The following is a 21,368-nucleotide window of genomic DNA, read 5'->3' as shown; positions in this document are numbered from 1 at the left end:
TCACCATCGGCCCGCTCGGACACGCCCCGGCTCGTACGGACACCCCGGCCCGCTCGGACGTCGTACCGGCCCGTACGGGCGACGGGCCGGTGACCCCGGCGCAACCGCCGTGCCGTGCTGTACGAACATAAAGGGGAGGGGAGGCCGTCGTGGGTGACCTGAAGGACGAGCGGGCGCTGCGGGCCCTGAGCGCGGCGCTCGACGCGCACATCCCGGCCGTCCGCCACGGCCTCGGGGAGTTTCCCGAGGGCACTCCCTTCCTCTGGCTGAGCTTCCCGGGCTCGGGCAAGGCGGCCGTCTTCCTCGACGGCGGCCAGTGGATCTACCTGGGCGAGCCGGGCCGGGGAAGGGCGGCGACCCAGCTCGCCGCCGGCCGGGTCGACGACGATCCCGCGCTGGTCGCCGAGCGGATGGTGTCCGTCCTACTTCCCGCCCGCAGGCGTTCCACGGGGTTGCCTCGCCTGCTGAGAGCGTCCGGGGTCGGTCTCGCCGCTGGCGTGGGCATGGGCCTGCTGGGCATGGTGATCATGGCGGTGCTCGTCGGGGGCAACGGTTACCTCAACGACACGACGATCGCCGCGGTGCACCTCCTGGCCGTCGTGCTCGGCACCGTGGCCGGGCTCTGGGCGGGCATCCGCTGGTGGCGGCTGGGCTGATCCGGCGTGATCGCCGCTCTCGTGGGCAGGGGCCGAGAAGGCGATCAGATGGAGGGACGCAATGGCCGAGTTGCTGGCTGTCTACAACGAGGGGGCGGGCGGCGCGGACGGCGCGGCCAGGGCGGCGGCCCTGGAGACACTCCGCGGCGGCGCCGACGTGGTGGAGGCGCCCGTCGGCCAGAAGGACCTGGGCGAGATGCTCGACGCCCACCCGGACAGGGACGTGGTCGTGCTGGGCGGTGACGGGTCGCTGCACGTGGCGGTCGCCGCCCTGCACCGGCGCGGCGAGCTGGGCACCCGTACCGTGGGGCTCGTCCCGATGGGCACCGGCAACGACTTCGCCCGCGGCCTCGGTATTCCGCTGGACCCCGAGGTGGCGGCCCGCATCGTGCTGGCCGGGCGGCCCAAGCCGCTGGACCTGCTGACCGACGACGAGGGCGAGGTCGTTGTCAACGCGGTGCACCTCGGCGTCGGAGCGGAGGCCTCCGAACGGGCCAGGCCGCTCAAGCCCGGCCTCGGACGGCTCGCCTACGCGGCCGGCGCGCTGCTGGCGGGCGTGCGCAGCCCCGGCTGGCGGCTGCGCGTGACCGTGGACGGCCGGCCGCTGGCCGAGGGACGTCCGGTGCTCATGGCCGGGATCGGCAACGGCGTCACCATCGGCGGCGGCACCCCGCTGGCCCCGCGGGCCAGGCCCGACGACGGCATGGTGGACGTCGTCGTCGCACTGACGACGGGGCCGGTGGACCGGCTCGTCTACGCGTTGCGGCTGCGCCGGGGAACCCACCCGGAGCTGGAGGACGTCGTCACCTGCCGCGGTCGCGAGGTGACGGTGACGGGCGAGCCCGTGCCGGTGAACGCCGACGGCGAGCTGACCGGACCGGCGGCCCGGCGCCGCTGGACGGTCATGCCCGCCGCCTGGCGGATGTTCACCTGACCGAGTCGCCGTTCAGCGAGGCCCGCCGCTCACTTGAGCGACTCCGACACCAGGTTCCTGGCGGCCTCCTGCACCTTCGCGAGGTGCTCGGGGCCCTTGAAGGACTCGGCGTAGATCTTGTACACGTCTTCGGTGCCGGAGGGCCGGGCGGCGAACCAGGCGCTGTCCGTGGTGACCTTGACCCCGCCCAGGGCGGCGCCGTTGCCGGGCGCCGAGGTGAGCACCTGCCTGATCGGCTCACCGGCGAGCGTCTCGGCGGTGACCTGCTCGGCCGAGAGCTTGGCGAGCACCGCCTTCTCCTCACGGGTGGCGGGGGCGTCGACCCGGGCGTAGGCCGGATCGCCGAAGCGGGACGTCAGGTCGGCGTAGTGCTCGCTCGGTGAGCGGCCGGTGGTCGCGATGATCTCCGAGGCCAGCAGCGCCAGGATGACGCCGTCCTTGTCGGTGGTCCACACCGAGCCGTCGCGGCGCAGGAACGACGCTCCCGCGCTCTCCTCGCCGCCGAAGCCGAGGGAGCCGTCGAGCAGCCCGGGAACGAACCACTTGAACCCGACGGGCACCTCCATCAGCCGCCTGCCCAGGTCGGCGGCCACCCGGTCGATCATGCTGCTGCTCACCAGCGTCTTGCCGACCCCGGCGTCCGCAGGCCAGTCCGGCCGGTGGGAGTAGAGGTAGGAGATCGCCACGGCGAGATAGTGGTTGGGGTTCATCAGGCCCCCGTCGGGGGTGACGATGCCGTGCCGGTCGGCGTCGGCGTCGTTGCCGGTGGAGACGTCGAACGCGTCGCGGTTGGCGATGAGGGAGGCCATGGCGTAAGGAGACGAGCAGTCCATCCGGATCTTGCCGTCCCAGTCCAGGGTCATGAACCGCCACGTCGGATCGGTCAGCGGGTTCACCACCGTCAGGTCCAGGCGGTGCCGCTCGGCGATCTCTCCCCAGTAGGCCACGCTCGCCCCGCCCAGCGGGTCGGCGCCGATGCGCACCCCCGCCTCCCGGATGGCGTCGATGTCCAGCACCGACGGCAGATCGTCCACGTAGGAGCCGAGGAAGTCGTGGCGGCCGGTCGTGTCGGCGGCCAGGGCCCTGGCGTAGGGGATCCGCCGGACCTCCTTGAGCCCGCCGGCGATCAGCGCGTTGGCCCGGTCCTGGATCCACGAGGTGGCGTCGGTGTCGGCCGGACCGCCGTTGGGCGGGTTGTACTTGAAACCGCCGTCGCCGGGCGGGTTGTGCGAGGGGGTCACCACCACGCCGTCGGCCCGGCCCGCCGTACGCCCGCGGTTGTGGGCGAGGATCGCGTGGGAGACCGCCGGCGTCGGGGTGTAGCCGTCGCGGCTGTCGATCAGCACCCGCACCCCGTTGGCGGCGAACACCTCCAGTGCCGACACCCGCGCGGGCTCCGAGAGCGCGTGGCTGTCGGCACCCAGGAACAGCGGGCCGTCCACCCCTTGCGCCGCACGGTATTCCACGATGGCCTGGCTGGTCGCGAGGATGTGCTCCTCGTTGAAGGCGGTGTTCAGCGACGAGCCGCGATGCCCCGAGGTCCCGAAGGCCACCCGCTGACCGACCTCCCCGGGATCGGGGCGCAGGGCGTAGTAGGCGGTCACCAGGCGGGCCACGTCAACCAGGTCGGAGGGCTGGGCGACCTGCCCCGCGCGCTCGTGCGTCATTGCGATCTCCTTATGTCATCACGGCCAACGTTACCCACCCGCAAACAGGCGGAACTTTATGGAAAGCCGTTGTTTTCCCCTTGATCCTCCCGTTTCACCGGAACCCGGGAAAGGGGCCGTCGGGACGGCGCGCCGACTCCGTGCCGACTCCGTGCCGGTTTCGTGTCTGCTTCGTGCCGTGCCGGGTGCGGATGTGGTCTACGCCGGCGGGGGGCCGGTGCTGCCGCGGGTGGTCAGGCGCGCGGCCTGATCCTCGAAGGAGCTCACGGGCCCCCCGTCGATCAGGGCGAGGAGTCGCTGGGCGGCGTGCGCGCCGTAGGCGGAGACGTCGCGGCTCAGCGCGGTCAGCGCGGGGCGGACGACCTGGGAGAGGGGGGAGTCGTCCCAGGCGACGATCGACAGGTCACGCGGGACGTCGAGCCGCATCTCCTGAGCGACGGAGAGGCCGGCCACGGCGGTGATGTCGTTGTCGTAGACGATGGCGGTCGGCCGGTCGGGGGAGCTGAGCAGCCGCCGGGTGGCCCGGGCGCCCTCCTCGCCGGTGTAGTCGGTGTGCACGGTGACGTGGCCGCTCAGCCCGAGGCCGTCGCAGGAGGCGGCGAAGGCCTGGTCGCGCAGGGCGGTGTGCACGAGCTTGGGCAGCCCGGCGACGCGGGCGATGCGGCGGTGACCCAGCGCGGCGAGGTATTCGACCGTCTCACGCACGGCGGCACCGTCGTCGGACCACACCGAGGCCAGCGCGCCGGCCTCCGACGGGTGCCCGATCACCACGACGGGCATGTTCGAGGCCGCCAGATCCCGCACCCGGAGGTCGTCGAAGTGCAGGTCGAGCAGGAAGGCGCCGTCGACGCGGCCCTCGCCCCACCAGCGCTGGTAGAGGGCCGTCTCCTGGTCGTGGTCGGCGACGATCTGGAGCATCAGCGCGTAGGAGCGGACGGACAGCTCGCTTTCGATGCCGCTGATCAGCTCCATGAAGAACGCCTCCATCCCCAGGACACGCGCGGGGCGGCACAGCGCGAGGCCGATGGTGCGCGCCCGCGCGTCGTTCAGGGCCCGGGCGGCGCTGTTGGGGCGCCAGCCGATCTCGGCGGCGATGGCGAGGATGGTGGCCCGCGTCGCCTCGGAGACCCCGGCCTGCCCGTTCAGCGCGTAGGAGACAGCCACCTTGGAGACGCCCGCGTGGCGAGCGATGTCGGCAATCGTCGGTCGTTTCATTCCGTTCCTCGGCTGAACCGGTTAGCTGCGCTCCCGCTTCCGCGCACCCTACTACGCCGCGGTATGACGGGCGCCTCCTCCCCTTCCCTAAAAGATTTGCCGAATCTCCGGCCTAGAAAAAGGAGAATAATGTGATTAATGTGGTTTTGGCGCCTTTTGCGATAAGCATGGTTTCGCTTTAATTATCCGGTTAAGTGGCTGTCCCCGGAGCGCAGGAGAACCCCGTGAGCACCGGTTTTCCCACCCCCTGCCGTCATCTTCCCCGCCTTCCCACCGCGCCGGCCCTCACCGCGGCCACAGCAGACCCCGAACGTCGGAAAGGACTACCGGGATGAGCCCACTCGCCGTCCAGCTGTATTCCGTGCGCGAGCAGGCGGCAGCCGACCGCCGTGCGGTGCTCCGCCGTATCGCCGAGATCGGTTACGGCGCCGTCGAGCCGTACGACGCGCACGTCGATCCCGGCGGACTCGCCGCCGACCTGGAGGAGGTCGGGCTGCGGGTGTGCAGCGTGCACGCCCCGCTGCTCGGCGACCTCCGCGGGACGGCGCTCGCCGCGGCCACGCGGATCGGGGCGGACACGGTCATCGTGCCGGCCGCTCCCGCCGAGTGGTTCGCCACCCGCGACGGCCTGGAACGGGCGGCCCTGGCCCTCAACGAGGCGGCCCGGGAGGCGGCCGACCACGGCCTGCGGCTGGGATACCACAACCACTGGTGGGAGCTGGAGCAACGGGTGGAGGGCCGGCCGGCCCTGGAGGTGCTGGCCGACCTGCTGGAGCCCGAGGTGCTCCTGGAGGTGGACGTGTACTGGGCGGCGACCGGCGGGACCGACCCGGCGGGGCTGCTGGCCCGGCTGGGCGGGCGGGTGCGCCATCTGCACGTCAAGGACGGCCCGGCGACGAAGGAGGGACCGATGACCGCGGTGGGCTCGGGCGAGGTGCCGATCGTGGAGGCCCTGGCCGCCGCGCCGGAGGCGGTGCGGATCGTGGAGCTGGACCACTGCGCCGGTGACATGCTCGAGGCGCTGGCCGACAGCCACGCCTACCTGACCGGCCTCGCCGAGACCGGGCCGGTGAGCCGGTGACGCGCCCGGTCGGCGTGGCCGTCGTCGGCTGCGGCACCATCAGCCACCAGTACCTGCGCAACCTCACCGCCTTCCCCGACCTGCGGGTGGTGGCGTGCGCGGACCTCGACACCGACCGCGCCCGTGAGGTCGCCAAGCGGTACGGCGTGCCGGTGGCCGGCGCCACCGAGGAAGCGATCACTCACCCCGACGTCGAACTCGTCGTCAACCTCACGATCCCGTCCGCGCACGCGGCGGTGGCCGGTGCGGCGATCGAGGCCGGCCGCCACGTCTACAACGAAAAGCCGTTCGCGCTGGATCGGGAGTCCGGGACTAAGGTGATCGAGGCCGCCGCCGCGGCGGGGGTGCGCGTCGGCTGCGCCCCCGACACCTTCCTCGGCGCCGGACTGCAGACCGCGGCCCGGCTCGTCGCCAAAGGCGCCATCGGCACCCCGCTGACCGCCCTGACGCTGCTGCAGGGCCCCGGCCCCGAGTCATGGCATCCCAGCCCGGAGTTCCTGTTCCAGCGGGGCGCGGGTCCGCTGTTCGACATGGGTCCCTACTACCTGACCGCTCTGGTGGCGCTGTTCGGGCCGGCCGTGCGGGTGGCCGCGGTCGCCCGTAAGGCTCGCGAGGAACGCATCATCGGATTGGGACCCCGAGCGGGCGTCCGTTTTCCGGTGGAGGTCCCCACCCACACCACCACGCTCCTGGAGTTCGCCGCCGGGCAGGCCGCCACGATGGTGTTCAGCTTCGATTCGCCGATGCACCGCTCGGGTTTCATCGAGATCACCGGGACGGAGGCGACCATGGTGGTGCCCGACCCCAACACCTTCGACGGCGCGGTGCGCCTTCGCCGGACCCTGGCCGACGACTGGGTCACGATCCCGGCCCAGGGCACCACCGCCGGCCGCGGCCTGGGCGTGCTCGACATGGCCCAGGCCATCCGCGCGGACCGGCCGCACCGCGCCACCGGAGAATTGGGCCTGCACGTCCTGGACGTGATGCTGGCCGTCACCGCGTCCGCGGAGCGCGGAGAGTTCCTGCCGGTCGGCAGCACCTGCCCGATTCCCGGACCGCTGCCCGCCGGCTGGAATCCGGCGGACGGACAGCCGGGACGGACACCGCCGGAGCCGGAGAGCCCGATGCCCGGTGCGGCGGTGGGCTGACGGCCGGACCGGGCGGTCCGCCGTATCGGCCCCGGGCACCAGGTCTGGCCGGCGACGCATCCGGGGCGAGCGTCACGCTCGGCGGACCCGGCTCAGGAAGCCCGGCCGGTCGCCTCGCGGTCGTCCCGAGAGGCCTCCTCCAGGCGGGCACGGAGCCGGACCCTGATCTCGTCGGGGGTATAGGCCTGGCGGCGGCGCTCCGCCCGGGCGATCACCACTCCGGTCGCCGCCACGCCCGCGACGCCCGCCAGACCGAGTATCTTCCACCACCGCATGTGCTTAGGCTACAGAAATGTCCGGCAAGAGCATCAGCCTCGACGAGGCAGTCAACCTCACCCGCACCGGCGACGTGTGGCTGTTCCGCGGTCGCACCGTGCCCGACCGGGCCATCCAGACCGTGACCAACAGCCCCGTCAACCATGTCGGCATGTCCGTGGTCATCGACGACATGCCCCCGCTGATGTGGCACGCCGAACTCGGCCGGTCGCTGCCCGACCTGTGGTCCGGCACGCATCAGCGCGGGGTCCAGCTGCACGACCTGCGCGAGGCGGTCTGCGTGTGGGCCACCAAGTACGGCCAGCGCGGTTGGCTGCGCCAGCTCGAACCCCAGGTCACCAGGGAGATGGAGGACGCCGTCCTGCGCACCGTCGCCCGCCTGGACGGCACCCCGTTCCCGTCCACGGCCCGGCTCGCCGGGCGCTGGGCCCGCGGGCGCGTGCCGAAGGTCTTCCGGCGGGGCGCCGGGGAGAGCGCGCTGGAGAGCGCTTACTGCGCGGAGGTCGTCGCCGTCACCTACGAGGCGATGGGCCTGCTCCCCGGTGGCCGCCGGCCGAACTGGTACGACCCGGGCCGCTTCTGGAGCGGGGACGACCTCGAGCTGTCCGGCGGGTTCCAACTCGGCGGAGAGATCACCGTGAAGCTGACATAGGTCGTGCGCACTCCGCCGGGGTGCCGGTCCGGGCCGTCGAGGCGGCCGGGGAGGCCTGCGGCCGGCCGTCACGCCGTGCCATGATGACGATCGCGCGGTGCCGCTCGCGCAGGAACTCCAGCAGCCGATCACGGGAGACGACCTCGTTGGTCGCGATCTTCGGGCTCATGCCGTCCACCGTACGGCCTGGTTTACAGGCGGTTCAGTAACTCACCACACAGGGAGATATGTAGTCAAGAGTCACTCTCTGGGGCATTTATCATGAAATTGGAGGGCATTGATCTACGGAAAGATCGATGAGCGACTCAGGGCCCGGCTGAGGGATCCAGGGGGACTCATCCGTCCATCCAAGGAGATCATTGTGAAGAAGAAGTCTCTTCTCGCCTCGGCTCTGACCGTGCTGGCGCTGACCGCGGTCCCGGTCGCCGCCCAGGCGACCGCCACGAGCCCCGTCCTTCGGGTATCTCCCACGCCCATGCCCACGGACATGACCTCCGAGTCGCCCACGGACATGATGTCGGAGTCCCCGGGGGCGATGACCAAACCGTTCGGTCCCGGTTGCTCCTCCCTGCCGACCACCGGCGAGGGAAGCCCCGAGAACATGGCCAAGGAACCGGTCGCCACCGCGGCGACCTACAACCCGCAGCTGTCCGTTCTGGTCGAGGCCATCAAGAAGGCCGGGCTGGTCGACACACTGAACTCCGCCAAGGCGCTGACGGTGTTCGCCCCGACCAACGAGGCGTTCAGCAAGATCTCCAAGGACATGCTCGGCAAGGTCCTGGCCGACAAGAGCCAGCTCACCAAGCTCCTCACCTACCACGTCGTGGAGGGGAGGAAGACTCCCATGGAGCTCAGCGAGGGATCGCTGACCACGCTCTCGGGCGGCACTCTGACCGTCAAGGGCTCCGGTGAGGACTACATGGTCAACGGCGAGGCCAAGGTCCTGTGCGGCAACATCCAGACCGCCAACGCCACCGTCTACCTCATCGACTCGGTGCTCATGCCCCAGGAGGAAGGGGCGTCGCCGAGCGTCGAGCCGTCACCGAGCTGAACGGCGGGAGGGGCGCCGCCGCGGGCGCCCCTCACCCGCCCCTCCGGCGGATGACGACTACCGCGCCCGTCCACGGGTAACCGGTGCGGCAGGCGAAAGACAAAGGGGGGCGGCATGGGTGTGAAGGACGGCTTCGGGCTGCGGGCGCGACGGCTGCGGGCGGTGGCGCGCAAGGTCTTCGGGTGGCGAGACCTGCGACCGGGACAACTGGAGGCCATGCGTCACCTGCTGGCCGGCGGCGACGCGCTCGTGGTCATGCCGACCGGGGCCGGAAAGTCGGCCGTCTACCAGGTGCCGGCCCTGCTGCTCGACGGTCCGACGGTGGTCGTCTCGCCGCTGATCGCGCTCCAGCGTGACCAGGTCGCCGGGCTGCAGGAGACCGACGCCGGCGGGGCGGTCGCGGTCAACTCCGCGCAGCCGGGTGCCGAGGCGTCTTTGGAGGCGGTGCGGGCGGGCAGGACCGAGTTCGTCTTCCTGTCTCCCGAGCAGCTCGCCAAACCCGAGACGGTCGACCGGCTGCGCGCCGCGCGCCCGTCGCTGATCGCCATCGACGAAGCCCACTGCGTGTCCGCGTGGGGCCATGACTTCCGGCCGGACTACCTGCGCCTGGGACAGGTCATCGAGCGGCTCGGCCATCCCCCGGTGGTGGCGCTGACCGCCACGGCGACCCCGTCGGTCCGCGAGGAGATCGTCACCGCGCTGGGCCTGTCGGACGTCCGCCAGATCGTGCGAGGCTTCGACCGGCCCAACCTCGACCTGGAGGTTCGCCGCTTCATCGGCCAGGAGGACCTGCGGCGGGCGCTCGTGGAGGAGGTCGCCTCCCGCTCCGGGCTGGGGCTGGTCTACGTCGCCACCCGCCGCGCCGCCGAGGAGTACGCCGAGGCGCTGCGGGAGGCCGGCCGGCGGGTCGAGCCGTACCACGCGGGCATGAAGGCCGCCGACCGCCACCGCGTTCACGAGATGTTCCGTGATGACGAGCTCGACGTCGTCGTGGCGACCTCGGCGTTCGGGATGGGCATCGACAAGCCGGAGGTGCGGTTCGTGCTGCACGCCGCCCCGCCGGAGTCGCCGGACTCCTATTACCAGGAGATCGGCCGCGCCGGGCGGGACGGGAAGCCGGCTTCGGCGGTGCTGTTCTACCGTCCCGAGGACCTCGGGCTGCGCAGGTTCTTCGCCGGGGGGCGGGCCGACGAGGAGCTCCTGCTGCGGAGCGCCACGCTGATCCACGAGCACGGAGGCACGGTTCCGGCCGCCGAGCTGCGCGCCGTACTGGATGTCAGCGCCACCCGGCTGACCCGGGTGGTGAACCTGCTGGAGCGGGCCGGCGCGGTCGAGGTCACCGCGAGGGGAGATCTGCGCCGCGCCCCCGGCGGCCCTGCGCCGCAGGAGGCCGCGGCCCGCGCCGTCGAGCTCGACGACACCCGCCGCCGCATCGACGAGTCGCGTATCGACATGATGCGCGGCTACGCCGAGACCACCGGCTGCCGCCGCCGGTTCCTGCTGGAGTACTTCGGCGAGCCGTACGAGCGCACCTGCGGCGACTGCGACACCTGCCGGGCCGGGCTGTCGGCTACGCCGGAGGTGGAGGGCCCCTACTCGATGCACGCCAGGGTACGGCACAGCGCCTGGGGCGCCGGGATGGTGATGAGCAGGGAGGCCGATCGGATCACCGTCCTGTTCGACGACGTCGGCTACAAGACGCTCTCTTTGGAGGCCGTCGAGCGGGACGGCCTCCTGGCGGCCTGCTAGGGACCGCCGGAGATATGGGGAGCCTGACATGGTCGCGGATGACGGCGGAGCCAGAAGTGATCTTCTAGCTGTTCTTGGTCACGCTGCCGTCCTTGGCATCGACCTTGATCTCGTACCAGGTGCCGTCCGGGGCGAGGACATCGGCATCCCAGACGAGGAGGTTGTCGCTGTACCTGTCCAGGCTCAGGTGGGTGATCTTGCTCTGCGGCACCGCGGAGAATATCTTCTCCACCGCGTCCCTGAAGCCGAGTTTGGCGTCCTTGACCATGGCCGCGACCCTGGCCTTCTCCTCTTCGCGGGTATCTTTCACCCGGGGCTCTGAGACCACGTTTCCTGACGCGTCCACTTCCAGCAACTGCTCTGTGCCGCCGGGCCCGGCCAGCTGAACCTCCCAGAACTTGCCGTGGTTCTCCGACTGGAGTGAGAGGAGCGTGGAGCCCTTGACGGCCTTCGTGGCCGCGGTGACCGCCTTTTCGAGGCTTGCCATGCCGCCGGGTTCCTGGCCGGGGCCGCCCGGTGGCCCCGACGGTGACATGAGGCCGGCGACGGCGCCCCCCGCGGGCGCCACCTTGACGGCACCGGACTGAGTGTGGGTGCTCCCGCAGGCCGCGGCCGCGAGCAGGGTCGAGCCGGCGAAGATGGTGCCGATGATGGCCTTTGTCTGTTTTCCACCATTCATACTGATAACGCTGCCCGGAACTCTATAAAGGCACGCCCAGAGGGCGGGCAATACGGTCCAGACCCGTTCGATCACAACTGGTCGACCGTCCGCTTCGCTCAGGGTCTCCCGCCGGCGTGGGCGGGGCGGGGCTCCCCTCACGCACCGGTCCAGGACGAAGCCGGTACGCCGGCAGAGGAAACAGGACTGCGAAGGCCCCCTCCCGACCTGGTCCCTCCACACGTCAGCGGCGGTCGGTCGAGCGTGGCACTTGGTCGCGCAGGCCAATGTCCAGGCCATCTACTTTGCGTGTTCCGACAAACTCGGGCGCTTCACCCCCTGCGACCATGTCGGGCATGGATATCGCGGAGAGGTTGTCTGACCTGGTGCACTCGTCGGTGCGGCCAGGGGGTCCCGGGCTCGCGATCGGGGTCTACTCCGACGGAAGGCTGATCCACCACGCCGCTGCCGGAATGGCCAGCGTGGAGTTCGAGGTGCCGATCGACACCGGGACGCGGTTCGACATCGCGTCGATGAGCAAGCAGTTCACGGCCGCGGCAGCCCTACTGCTGTGCCGCGACGGGCGGCTCTCGCTGGACGACGACATTCGCAAGCACCTGCCGGAGCTCAAGCTGTCCGTGCCGGTGTCCGTCGCCCAGTGCCTGCGTCACACCGGTGGCCTGCGGGAGTGGCTGTCCCTGTCCATGCTGGCCGGCCGGTCGCTGACCCGGATAACGCAAGCCCAGGCGCTGGCCTTCGTCGCCGGGCTGGCCGAGGTCAACTTCGAGCCGGGCACCGACTTCTCCTACTCCAACACCGGCTACATCCTCGTGACGTCCGCCATCGAACGGATCACCGGGCAGTCGTTGCGCGCGTTCACGGCCGAACGCATGTTCGCCCCGCTGGGCATGACCGACACCCACTTCCGTGACGACAGCCAGGAGCCGCTGGCGAGGTACGCCTACGGCTACGGCGTCTCGGAGCAGGGGGTGCGCCGCGCGGACACCGAGGAGTGCGCCGTCGGCGACGGCATGATCGTGACCAGCGTCGCCGACCTGGGGCCGTGGTTCGGCTTCCTGCACGACGGCCGGGTCCTCGGCGCTGACGTACGCGACGCGCTGCTCGAGCGGGACGACACGGATGCTCCCTATGCCCTCGGCATCTACCACACGACGGTCAGCGGGCAGCCCGCGTTCGGCCACGCGGGCGGCGCGCCTGGCTACCGCTCTCAGCTGCTCTTCCTGCCCGAGCGGGGCATCGGCATCGCGGTGCTGACCAACAACACCTCGGTCGACCCCGGCCGGGTCGGCTACCAGGCGCTGCGCCTGGCCGCCGGGCTGCCCGACGAGGCCGAGCCCGCCCTCATCGCAGACCACGCGGCGGCCGAGGCGCTGAGCGGGTTCTGGTGCGACTCGGGCACCGGGACGACGTTCCAGATCGAGCAGGCGGACGACGGCAGGATCACGCTGACCGGCGGCGGCCATCTCTCGGGCACGTTCGCGCTCACGAGCGACGGGACCTGGCACGGTGAGGACAACCGGCTGCACGTGGTCGACGGCAGGATCATGGCGGGGTCGATCTACGCCCCGGGACGGGCCCGCGCATTCCTGCCCTGTGCGGCGCCGGTCGAAGGCGCCAGGCCGCCCGCGGCTGTCTACCTCAGCCCCGAGGTCGGCACCCTGGCCACGATCACCGACGAAGGTGTCCTGGAGCTCGGGCTGAGCCTGGTGGCGCCGATCGAGCCGGCCCCTGACGGCTGTTTCGCCGCCGGCCCTGTCACCCTTCGCCCGGACGGCGACGACCTCCTGATCAGTCTCCACGGCCTGCACCGGCTGCGGTTCGTCCGCCAGCCCGACGGCACCCGCCCGGTCGGCGTGCCGCCAGGGCTCAACCTCACGACCTGAGCACGGAAGAACTGACGCCACGGGGGCCGAAGTAGCACCACTCCAGATCCCAACCCATACGAGGCGGTATTCGATGTCTGCCAAGCTCGGCACCCTGATGGCCGGCGCGATGACCAGTGCTCTGCTCCTGTCCGGCTGCGCCACCAACGGCGGCGGTGGCGGGGGCAGGACGAACGCCGACACGCTCACCCTGGCCACCGCGGTCCCGCCGAACGTGCTCGACATCGCCCACGGCTTCAACAGCCCCTCCACCATGGTGCAGTTCGCCATCCTGGACACGGTGGTGACGCTCGGCGAGGACGGTTCGATCCAGCCGTCGCTGGCCGAGTCGTGGACCGAGCCGAAGCCGGGCACCTACGTCTTCAAACTCCGCCCCGGCGTGGTGTTCTCCGATGGCTCCCCGGTGACCGCCGACGACGTCGCCTACTCCCTGCGACGCCACACCGACCCCAAGATCGCCTCACAGGCGGCCAGCACGGTGACCATGGTGAAGAAGGTCGAGGCCACCGGTGAGAACGAGGTGACGGTCGAACTGAAGAGCCCGAGCCCGACCTTCCTCCCCAACGCGGCGCTCGTCTGGCAGGTGGTGCCCAGGAAGCTGGCCGAGGCCCACCCCGACGACCTCGGTACGCCGGAGGCGCCCACGCTGGGCACCGGCCCGTACAAGGTGGCCTCCTTCAGCGTCGACGGGGTCACCCTCGAACGCAACGACAAGTGGTGGCGCGGCCGAGCCCCCATGGCCAAGGTCAAGGTCGCCGCCATCAGCGAGCCGGAGGCTCTGCGGCTGGCGATCGCGTCGGGCTCGGTGGACGGCACCGTCGACGTCCCGCCGCAGGACGCACGCAAGTGGGAGGGCATGAAGCAGGTCAAGGTCCGCTACTACCCCGGCATGTCGATCGCCTTCCTGGCGCTCAACGTCAAGGACAAGTACCTGTCCGACGTCCACGTCAGGCGGGCCATCGCGCACGCGGTCGACCGCGAGGCCGTCCAGCGGACCGCCGTCGGCGACAAGGCGTCGGCGGCCTCGGTCATCCTGCCGCTGCCGCAGCTCCAGGCCCTGTACGGCGAGGCGCACGAGCAGGTGACCGCCTCGCTGCCTGCGTACCCGCACGATCTGGCTGCGGCCAAGGCCGAGATGGCGCAGTCGGCCTATCCGGACGGCTTCACGATCAAGGTCTCCTACGCCTCTGACGATCAGCGCGTCGACGCGCTCCAGTCGGTCGCGGCCGACCTCGCCAAGATCGGCATCCGGGTGGAGCTCAAGGCGATGCCGCGCGACGCCGAGCGGGCCAAGCGTTTCCGTCACGAGGACCTCACCCTGAGCCTGACGGAGCTCGGCTACGGCACCCCCGACCCCGGTGAGACGCTACCCGACCTGCTCGGCAGCACGGCGGCCAAGCCGCAGGGCTTCAACTTCGCCCAGTACTCCACCCCTGAGCTGGATGCCAGGCTGGATCGGATGCTCGGACTGAAGGGCGAGAAGCGCAAGGAGGCGGTGACGGAGATCCTCACCGAAGCCGCGAGGCAGATGCCCTACCTCCCGCTCTACTACGTCCATTACGGCATCGCGCTGAACGAGAAGTTCTCCGAGAAGATCGGTCCCTGGACGATCCAGCAGATCGCCTCCATCAAGCCCGTAGGCAAGTAGATGGACTTCGCCAGGGTGGCGGGCAAGCGGCTGGGCGCGGTGGTGGCGCTGCTGCTGGTGCTGTCCGTGCTCACCTACGCGCTGCTCTCCCTCGCGCCGGGCGGACCGGAGGTGGCGCTGCTGGGCGATCGGGCCTCCACGCCCGAGACGAGGGCGGCGATCCGCGCGCTGTACCACCTCGACGAGCCCTTCCCGGTGCGTTACTGGGAGTGGCTGACCGGGGCGCTGTCGGGAGACTTCGGCAGTTCCATCTACTTCCGGCAACCGGTGTTGTCGGTGATCGGCGAACGGCTGCCGGTCACCACGACGCTGGCCGGTTTCGCGATCCTGCTGACCCTGGCCGTCGGTATCCCGGCGGGGCTGGCTGCGGGACTGCGCCGAGGCGGCGTCATGGACCAGGGCATCACCTTCGGCACCCTGGTCGCGCTGGCCTTCCCGCCGTTCGGGATCGCGCTGGTCCTGCTGTACACCTTCGGGGTGACGCTGCAGTGGGTGCCGATCTACGGCTCCGACCAGATCAGCAACTACGTCCTGCCCGCGGCCGCGCTCGCCATGGGCCAGGCGGCCATCGTGATCCGGCAGACCAGGGCAGCGGCGCTGGACGTCGGCGGCCAGGACTACGTCACCTTCGCCAGGGCCAGAGGGCTGTCGCGGCTGCGGCTCTGGGGCAGCTACTCGCTGCGCAACGCCGCCCTGCCGGTGCTCACCGTCGCGGGGCTGCTCGCCGCGGGGAACCTGACCGGAGCGGTCTTCGTGGAGCAGGCCTTCAGCCTGCCCGGCCTCGGCAGCCTGCTGATCCAGGCCGTCAACCAGAAGGACATCCCCTTGGTACAGGCACTGGTCCTGCTCGGCGGCACCGTGGTGATCGCGGTGAACCTGCTGGTCGACCTCGCCTACATGGTGGTCGACCCGCGCGTCAGGCACGGAGTCTCCACGAGGGCGGACGCGTGAGCGCCGTCGCGGCGCCGGCCGCCGGCAACAGGTTCGCCGCCCGCCGGATGCTGGGCCTGATCTCCCTGGTCGTGCTGGTGGTCATCGCGCTGGCGACGCTGCTCGGCCCATGGCTGGCGCCCTACGACCCCGGCGCGCAGAACGCCGCCCTGGGTGCCGTGGGACCTGGTGCCGACCATCTGCTCGGCACCGACAACCTCGGCCGCGACGTGTTCTCGCGGCTGCTGGCCGGGGCACGCACCGCGCTGATCGGCCCGATCTTCATCGCCGCCGGGACAACGGCGCTGGGCACCACGCTGGGCCTGCTCGCCGGGTTCCGCCGGGGCCGGCTGGACGCGATCATGATGCGGCTGACCGACCTGATGTTCGCGCTGCCGGGGCTGCTCATCCTCATCGTGGTGGTCGGGGTCGCGGGCGGGTCGTACGTCACGGCGGTGGTCGCGCTCATCGTGCTCGGCGCCCCCGTCGACATCAGGGTGATCCGCAGCCTCGCGCTCAGCCAGCGGGAACTGGCCTACGTCGACGCCGCGCGCACGATGGGCCTGTCCGATCGGCGGATCATGTTCCGCCACGTGCTGCCCAACTTGGCGCCGACGGTGACCTCCAACCTGCTGCTCAGCTTCGTCTTCGCGCTGATCGCCCTGTCAGGCCTGTCCTTCCTGGGCATCGGGCTGCCGGCAGGCACCCCCGACTGGGGGCTGATGATCCAGGAGAATCGGACGATCCTCGACCTCAACCCATGGGCCGCGGTGGCGCCCACCCTGCTGATCACGATCACGGCGGTGGCGGCCACGATCCTGGGCGACAAGATCTTCGAGCGCCTCAGCGCCGGGAAGGAGCTCACCGCATGAGCGACGAGCTGCTCAGGGTCAGCGGGCTCACCGTCAGCCTCGCGGGCCGCCGGATCGTCGACGACGTCGACCTGGAGGTCGGCTCCGGGGAGACCGTGGGCCTGGTCGGCGAGTCAGGCAGCGGGAAGTCGCTGACCGCGCGGGCGGTCGCCGGTCTCCTGCCGCCGACGCTGGTCGCAGGCGGGTCGGTACGGATCTCCGGGACCGAGCTGATCGGCGCCTCGGAACGGGCGCTGCGCAGAATCCGCGGCCGGCGCATCGGGCTGCTCATGCAGGACCCGTTCGCGATGCTCAACCCGCTGCTGACCGCCGGTGCCCACATCGCGGAGTCGCTGCCACACGGAGCCAGGCGCGACAGGCAGGAGGTCGTCCGCCGCCTCGCCGAGGTCGGCATCACCGACCCCGACGTGGCGCGCCGCTACCCCTTCCAGCTTTCCGGCGGCATGCGGCAGCGGGTCGCCATCGCCGCCGCTCTCGCGGGCGACCCGGAGCTGCTCATCGCCGACGAGCCCACCACGGCGCTCGACGCGACCATCCAGCACGAGATCATGCAACTCATGGCCCGCATCCAGGAGTCCCGCGGCATGGCGGTCCTCCTGATCACCCACGACCTGCGGGTGGCCTTCCAGCTCTGCGACCGGGTGCAGGTCATGTACGCCGGCCGAGTCCTCGAATCAGGGGCGAGCAAGGCTCTGGCCACCGGTCCTGGACATCCCTACACCCTCGGCCTGATCAGCGCCCTGCCGGCCGTGGAACGCACCGCCGCCCGGCTGGAGGGCATCCCGGGCTCGGTCCCCAGAGCCGCGGACGTCGCCGGCCGGTGCGCCTTCGCCGACCGATGCCGGCAACGGCAGGACGGCTGCCTCACCGAGCGGCCGCCGCTGCGGCTGCTGGCCTCCGGCCGGCTGACGGCCTGCCGGTACGACGTGACCCCTGCCGGGTCCGTCTCCGCGCCCGTGGCCGTGCCGTCCGCGCGGAAGGCCTCCCCGGGCGGCCCGCTGCTGCTGGTCGAGGGCCTGCGCAAACGGTACGGCCAGGCCGTCGCGCTGGACGGCGTGGACCTGCGCATCGAACCGGGAGAGCGTCTCGGACTGGTCGGCGAGTCAGGCTCGGGCAAGACGACGCTGGCCCGCTGCCTGCTCGGCCTGGTCGACCCCAGCGGCGGCAGCATCCAGCTCGGCGGCATGGACACCACGCGGCTGCGGCGCCTGCCCGCCGCGCGGCAGCGAGAGGTGCGGCCCCTAGTGCAGTGCGTCTTCCAGGACCCGTCCACCTCGCTCAACCCGGCCATGACGGTCGGCGCGACCCTGGCCGAGGCCGCCGCCCTGGCCAAGGAGCAGGACCGGCGCCCGGTCGGCGAGCTGCTGGAGCTGGTCGGCCTGCCGAGCGGTTACGCCAAGCTGCGGCCGCATCGGCTGTCGGGCGGGGAGAAGCAGCGGGTGGCCATCGCCCGGGCTCTCGCGGTTCGCCCGGCGCTGCTGATCTGCGACGAGCCGACCGCCTCGCTGGACGTGTCGGTGCAGGCCCACATCCTCGAGCTGCTGCGTACCGTCAACTCGGAACTGGGGACGGCGCTGCTGTTCGTCACACACGACCTGGCCGTTGTCCGGCAGGTCACCGACCGCATCGTGGTGCTGCTGCACGGCAAAGTGGTCGAGACCGGGGTCACCGCGTCCGTTCTGGACTCGCCCGGTCACGACTACACCCGCCGGCTTGTCGCCTCGGTGCCGACATTCACGGGAAGTGACACATGCACGACCTGATCCTGACCGGCGGCCAGGTCCACGACGGATTCGCGAACCCGCCCATCACCGCCGACGTCGCCGTCTCGGCAGGCCGGGTGACCGCCATCGGCACCGGGCTCGGACCGGCCAGGCGAACGGTCGACGTGGACGGGCTCGTCGTGGCGCCCGGTTTCGTGGACCCGCACAGCCACTCGGACAGCGTGCCGTTCCTGCCGGACGCCCAGCCGTTCAAGCTGTTCCAGGGAGTGACCACGGAGATCGTCGGCAACTGCGGCTTCTCCATGGGGCCTGCCGATCCGGTCACCGCGGGGCTGGCCCCGGTCAGTCTCGGGGGGCAGACGTTCGCGACGTTCGCCGAGTACCTGGATGCCGCTGAGGCGGCCGGGCCGAGCAACCACCTGGCCGCGATGGTCGGGCACAACACGGTGCGGCTGATGGTCGCGGGCATGGATCGGGAGCTGCCACCCGGCGGGCTGGACGCGATGTGCGCCCATGTGGAAGAGGCGTTCAGGGCAGGAGCCTGCGGGTTCTCCAGCGGGCTGGAGTACGTGCCTGGCGCCTACGGCGACAGGGCGGAGCTGGTCGCCCTCGCGCTGGTCGCCCACCGGTACGGCGGGGTCTACGCCACCCACAGCCGAAGCGAGAGCGAGGGTCTGGCCGACGCGCTCGACGAGGCGATCGAGGTGGCCAGGTTCGCCGGCATCAGGTTGCAGGTATCGCACTGCAAGGCGTCCGGGCGTGCCGTACACGGGTCGGCAAAGATGATCCTGGACAAGCTGGCCCAGGCCAGGCGCCAGGGCGTGGACGTCCGCGGCGACCAGTACCCCTATCAGGCGTTCGCCACCGGCCTGGCCGCGATGCTGCCTCCCGAGGCCTGCGCGGGCGGGATCGACGCGATGCGGGCCAGGCTGGCCGACCCCGCCACCAGGGCCGCGCTGCTGGCCACGGCCGAGGGGCCGTCAGGGGCCGGTGTCGGGCTGTGGCGCGAGCTCCACCCCGAGGACCTGCAGATCCTGGAGCACACCGACCCGGCGGTGGCCGGCCGGACCCTGGCGCAGGTGCTGAACGGGCGCGAGCCCTGGGACGCGCTGTGCGACCTGCTGATCGCCGACCCGCACGCGGCCACCGTGTGCCACACCATGCACGAGGACGACGTGCTCGCGATCATGGCGGACCCGCTGGTGGCGATCGGGTCGGACAGCGGCCTGCCGTTCGGGCCGAACCACCCGCGCACCTTCGGCACCTTCCCCCGCTTCCTCGGCGACTACGTCCGCGACCAGAGCGTGGTGGGGTCGGCCGAGGCCGTTCGCAAGGTCACCTCCGCCACCGCCACCCAGTTCGGCCTGGCCGACCGGGGCTGGCTCGGGCCGGGGGCCGCAGCCGACCTGGTGGTCTTCGACGCGGCCGCGATCGGCCATGCCGGTACCTACGAGCAGCCGGCCGTCCGTCCGACCGGGATCGTGCACGTCCTCCTTGAGGGCGAGCCCGTGATCGTCGACGGCGAGTTCACCGGGGTACGGCGTGGCCGGATGCTCCGGTCAGGGCGCCGATGAGCATCCCGGCCGGCATCACGCTGGGTGTGCTCCTGGACAGTCTGGGAGCCGACCTGGTGCGCCCGCTGACGTTGCCGCGTGGCAGGGACGTGCCGATCGGCTCGCCCAGTATCCACGACCCGGATCAGACAGGGGCGGGGCTGGTCGACGGGGTGTTGCTGGTCCCCGGCAGGCCCACGGTCAAGCTGCTGGACTGGGCGGCCGAGCACCGGGTCGCGGCCGTGGTGCTGCGGGCGGGGGCGGCCGAGCCGAAGCCGCTGGTGGCGGCGGCTGTGCGCGCCGGCGTGGCCCTGCTGCGCTGTTCTGAAGAGGTCGGCTGGGGACAGCTGTACACCCTGATCAGCACCCTCCAGGCGATCACCGGCTCGGTGTCGGAGCCCGAGGCGCGGTGCCCGGCCGATCTGTTCGCGCTGGCCAACGACATCGCCGTGCGTGCCGGTGGAGCGGTGGCCATCGAGGACCTGTCGATGCGGGTGCTCGCCTACTCCACCATCCCCGGACAGGAGGTGGACGACATGCGGCGCGACGGGATTCTCGGACGCCGGGTGCCTGACCATCCCGCGCACGTGGAGGAGTACACCATCGTGCTCCGCTCAGAGACCGCGGTCTGGAGCTACGAGCCGCGTGAGTATCGGCCGAGGCTGGCCATCGCGGTGCGTGACCGAGGTGAGGCGCTCGGCAGCATCTGGGTGCTGCTGGGAGACCAGCCGCTCGCCCCGGACGCCGAGAAGGTGCTGGCCGAGGGCGCCCGCCTGGCCGCGCCGCATCTGGCACGCTTCAACCTGGCGACGGACAACGAGCGGCGGCTGCGGGCGGAACGGCTGAGCCGTCTGCTCAAGGGCGTGGGCTCCACCAAGGAACTGGCCGACTCCCTAGGCCTGGTGGCCGACGCCCCCGCGACCGTGGTGGTGGTCGGCAGGGCGGGCGACCCGCCCGCCGACCGGCCGCGCGGGGTGTCGGCCGAGTCGGCCGCCGCATACGTCGGCGACCTGCTGCGGGCAGGGCTGGCGGCCTACCGGCTACGGGCGGCAGCGGGTTCGCAGGACGCGCACGCGGTGGCTGTGGTCGGCGCCGCGGGGGACACCCCGGTACTGGAGTCGATCATCGCGACCGTCCTGGCCCGTGCCGGAGACCAGCTCGGTGGCGAGTGGCGTGCCGGGTTCAGCCGGCTCCTGTACGACCTGTCCGATGCGCCCGCCGGGCTGAACCAGGCGCGACAGGCCCTCGACGTGGTCTGCGGCCCCTTCGGGAAGGGGCTCATCGGCCGGCACGAGACGGTGGCCGCGCCCCTGTTCCTCCTCGACGTGTTCCGTGCCATGCGGTTCCTGCCGGCGCTGGAGGCGGAGCCGCTGTCGGCGGTGCTCGACCACGATGCCAAATACGGCACCGACTACGTCAGAACGCTGCGCTGCTGGATGGCCGCCAACTACGACGTCCCGCGCGCCGCCGAAGCGCTGGTGCTGCACTCCAACACCCTTCGCCACCGGCTGCGACGGCTGACCGAGGTGATCGACCTCGACGACCCCGACCTGCGGCTGGCGCTCGCCTTGCAACTGCGGCTTCAGGAGATCAGCACAAAGCCGGCCGAGTAACTTGGGGGGCACGGCCAACGGGGAACGGGCTGGCCGG

General features: G+C 71.4%; 19 protein-coding genes. 14 read left to right on the top strand and 5 right to left on the bottom strand.

Annotated elements, in window-relative coordinates; genetic code table 11:
* Positions 1–149 precede the first annotated feature (149 nt).
* Positions 150–656: a hypothetical protein gene (locus tag ACQPYK_RS27975; protein ID WP_433236959.1), complete on the top strand. Its 507-nt coding sequence runs from the start codon at positions 150–152 to the stop codon at positions 654–656.
* 61 nt (positions 657–717) lie between these two features.
* Entirely contained in the window at positions 718–1,590 is an 873-nt protein-coding gene (locus ACQPYK_RS27970) for a diacylglycerol/lipid kinase family protein (RefSeq protein WP_433236956.1), read from the top strand.
* A 29-nt stretch (positions 1,591–1,619) separates the two neighbouring features.
* On the opposite strand, the gene pgm is transcribed toward ACQPYK_RS27970, so the two are convergent.
* Both pgm and ACQPYK_RS27960 read right to left on the bottom strand, forming a co-directional pair.
* A complete protein-coding gene (gene pgm, locus ACQPYK_RS27965; RefSeq protein ID WP_433236953.1) occupies positions 1,620–3,257 on the bottom strand; it encodes a phosphoglucomutase (alpha-D-glucose-1,6-bisphosphate-dependent) in 1,638 nt (545 codons plus the stop codon).
* A 198-nt stretch (positions 3,258–3,455) separates the two neighbouring features.
* Positions 3,456–4,472, bottom strand: a complete 1,017-nt coding sequence (locus tag ACQPYK_RS27960) for a LacI family DNA-binding transcriptional regulator (protein WP_433236950.1) — start codon at positions 4,470–4,472, stop codon at positions 3,456–3,458.
* A 331-nt stretch (positions 4,473–4,803) separates the two neighbouring features.
* Here ACQPYK_RS27960 and ACQPYK_RS27955 point away from each other — a divergent pair, with 331 nt between their 5' ends.
* Together ACQPYK_RS27955 and ACQPYK_RS27950 are read left to right on the top strand one after the other, a co-directional pair.
* Positions 4,804–5,553 carry a sugar phosphate isomerase/epimerase family protein gene (locus tag ACQPYK_RS27955; RefSeq protein ID WP_433236947.1) on the top strand — a complete coding sequence of 250 codons (750 nt, stop codon included), beginning with the start codon at positions 4,804–4,806 and terminating at the stop codon, positions 5,551–5,553.
* Positions 5,550–6,701, top strand: coding sequence for a Gfo/Idh/MocA family protein (locus ACQPYK_RS27950; RefSeq protein WP_433236944.1), 1,152 nt, complete (start codon positions 5,550–5,552; stop codon positions 6,699–6,701). Before ACQPYK_RS27955 ends, ACQPYK_RS27950 begins: the two co-directional genes overlap by 4 nt.
* A 92-nt stretch (positions 6,702–6,793) precedes the next feature.
* Here ACQPYK_RS27950 and ACQPYK_RS27945 read toward each other — a convergent pair whose 3' ends face one another.
* Positions 6,794–6,976, bottom strand: coding sequence for a hypothetical protein (locus tag ACQPYK_RS27945; protein ID WP_433236941.1), 183 nt, complete (start codon positions 6,974–6,976; stop codon positions 6,794–6,796).
* A gap of 17 nt (positions 6,977–6,993) precedes the next feature.
* Between ACQPYK_RS27945 and ACQPYK_RS27940 the strand changes: the two genes are divergently transcribed.
* Positions 6,994–7,629, top strand: a complete 636-nt coding sequence (locus ACQPYK_RS27940) for a hypothetical protein (RefSeq protein WP_433236938.1) — start codon at positions 6,994–6,996, stop codon at positions 7,627–7,629.
* Here the strand turns inward: ACQPYK_RS27940 and ACQPYK_RS27935 are convergent.
* The gene (locus ACQPYK_RS27935; RefSeq protein ID WP_433236935.1) at positions 7,610–7,798 is read right to left on the bottom strand and encodes a hypothetical protein; all 189 of its coding nucleotides are present in this window, start codon (positions 7,796–7,798) and stop codon (positions 7,610–7,612) included. The genes ACQPYK_RS27940 and ACQPYK_RS27935 overlap by 20 nt on opposite strands.
* Before the next feature lie 192 nt (positions 7,799–7,990).
* On the opposite strand from ACQPYK_RS27935, the gene ACQPYK_RS27930 reads away from it, so the two are divergent.
* Together ACQPYK_RS27930 and ACQPYK_RS27925 are read left to right on the top strand one after the other, a co-directional pair.
* A complete protein-coding gene (locus tag ACQPYK_RS27930) occupies positions 7,991–8,680 on the top strand; it encodes a fasciclin domain-containing protein (RefSeq protein WP_433236932.1) in 690 nt (229 codons plus the stop codon).
* A 114-nt stretch (positions 8,681–8,794) separates the two neighbouring features.
* On the top strand, positions 8,795–10,429 hold the full coding sequence (locus ACQPYK_RS27925) for a RecQ family ATP-dependent DNA helicase (protein WP_433236929.1): 1,635 nt from the start codon (positions 8,795–8,797) through the stop codon (positions 10,427–10,429).
* Positions 10,430–10,493: 64 nt separating this feature from the next.
* On the opposite strand, the gene ACQPYK_RS27920 is transcribed toward ACQPYK_RS27925, so the two are convergent.
* Positions 10,494–11,183, bottom strand: coding sequence for a PepSY domain-containing protein (locus ACQPYK_RS27920; RefSeq protein ID WP_433236926.1), 690 nt, complete (start codon positions 11,181–11,183; stop codon positions 10,494–10,496).
* A 260-nt stretch (positions 11,184–11,443) separates the two neighbouring features.
* Here ACQPYK_RS27920 and ACQPYK_RS27915 point away from each other — a divergent pair, with 260 nt between their 5' ends.
* The 7 genes from ACQPYK_RS27915 to ACQPYK_RS27885 all read left to right on the top strand — a co-directional run bounded on the left by ACQPYK_RS27915 (position 11,444) and on the right by ACQPYK_RS27885 (position 21,331).
* The gene (locus tag ACQPYK_RS27915; protein ID WP_433236923.1) at positions 11,444–12,991 is read left to right on the top strand and encodes a serine hydrolase domain-containing protein; all 1,548 of its coding nucleotides are present in this window, start codon (positions 11,444–11,446) and stop codon (positions 12,989–12,991) included.
* A 73-nt stretch (positions 12,992–13,064) separates the two neighbouring features.
* Positions 13,065–14,639, top strand: a complete 1,575-nt coding sequence (locus ACQPYK_RS27910) for an ABC transporter substrate-binding protein (protein WP_433236920.1) — start codon at positions 13,065–13,067, stop codon at positions 14,637–14,639.
* Complete coding sequence (locus ACQPYK_RS27905) at positions 14,640–15,590, top strand: ABC transporter permease (RefSeq protein WP_433236917.1); 951 nt, start codon at positions 14,640–14,642, stop codon at positions 15,588–15,590.
* Entirely contained in the window at positions 15,587–16,441 is an 855-nt protein-coding gene (locus ACQPYK_RS27900) for an ABC transporter permease (RefSeq protein WP_433236914.1), read from the top strand. Before ACQPYK_RS27905 ends, ACQPYK_RS27900 begins: the two co-directional genes overlap by 4 nt.
* Complete coding sequence (locus ACQPYK_RS27895; protein ID WP_433236911.1) at positions 16,438–18,204, top strand: dipeptide ABC transporter ATP-binding protein; 1,767 nt, start codon at positions 16,438–16,440, stop codon at positions 18,202–18,204. The genes ACQPYK_RS27900 and ACQPYK_RS27895 overlap by 4 nt, the downstream gene beginning before the upstream one ends.
* Positions 18,192–19,739 carry an N-acyl-D-amino-acid deacylase family protein gene (locus ACQPYK_RS27890; RefSeq protein WP_433236908.1) on the top strand — a complete coding sequence of 516 codons (1,548 nt, stop codon included), beginning with the start codon at positions 18,192–18,194 and terminating at the stop codon, positions 19,737–19,739. The genes ACQPYK_RS27895 and ACQPYK_RS27890 overlap by 13 nt, the downstream gene beginning before the upstream one ends.
* Complete coding sequence (locus tag ACQPYK_RS27885) at positions 19,736–21,331, top strand: PucR family transcriptional regulator (RefSeq protein ID WP_433236905.1); 1,596 nt, start codon at positions 19,736–19,738, stop codon at positions 21,329–21,331. Before ACQPYK_RS27890 ends, ACQPYK_RS27885 begins: the two co-directional genes overlap by 4 nt.
* Positions 21,332–21,368 lie beyond the last annotated feature (37 nt).

This window comes from Streptosporangium sp. CA-135522 (genome assembly GCF_050949235.1).
GTDB lineage: Bacteria > Actinomycetota > Actinomycetes > Streptosporangiales > Streptosporangiaceae > Streptosporangium.
This window is presented reverse-complemented; position numbering and strand designations above follow the sequence as displayed.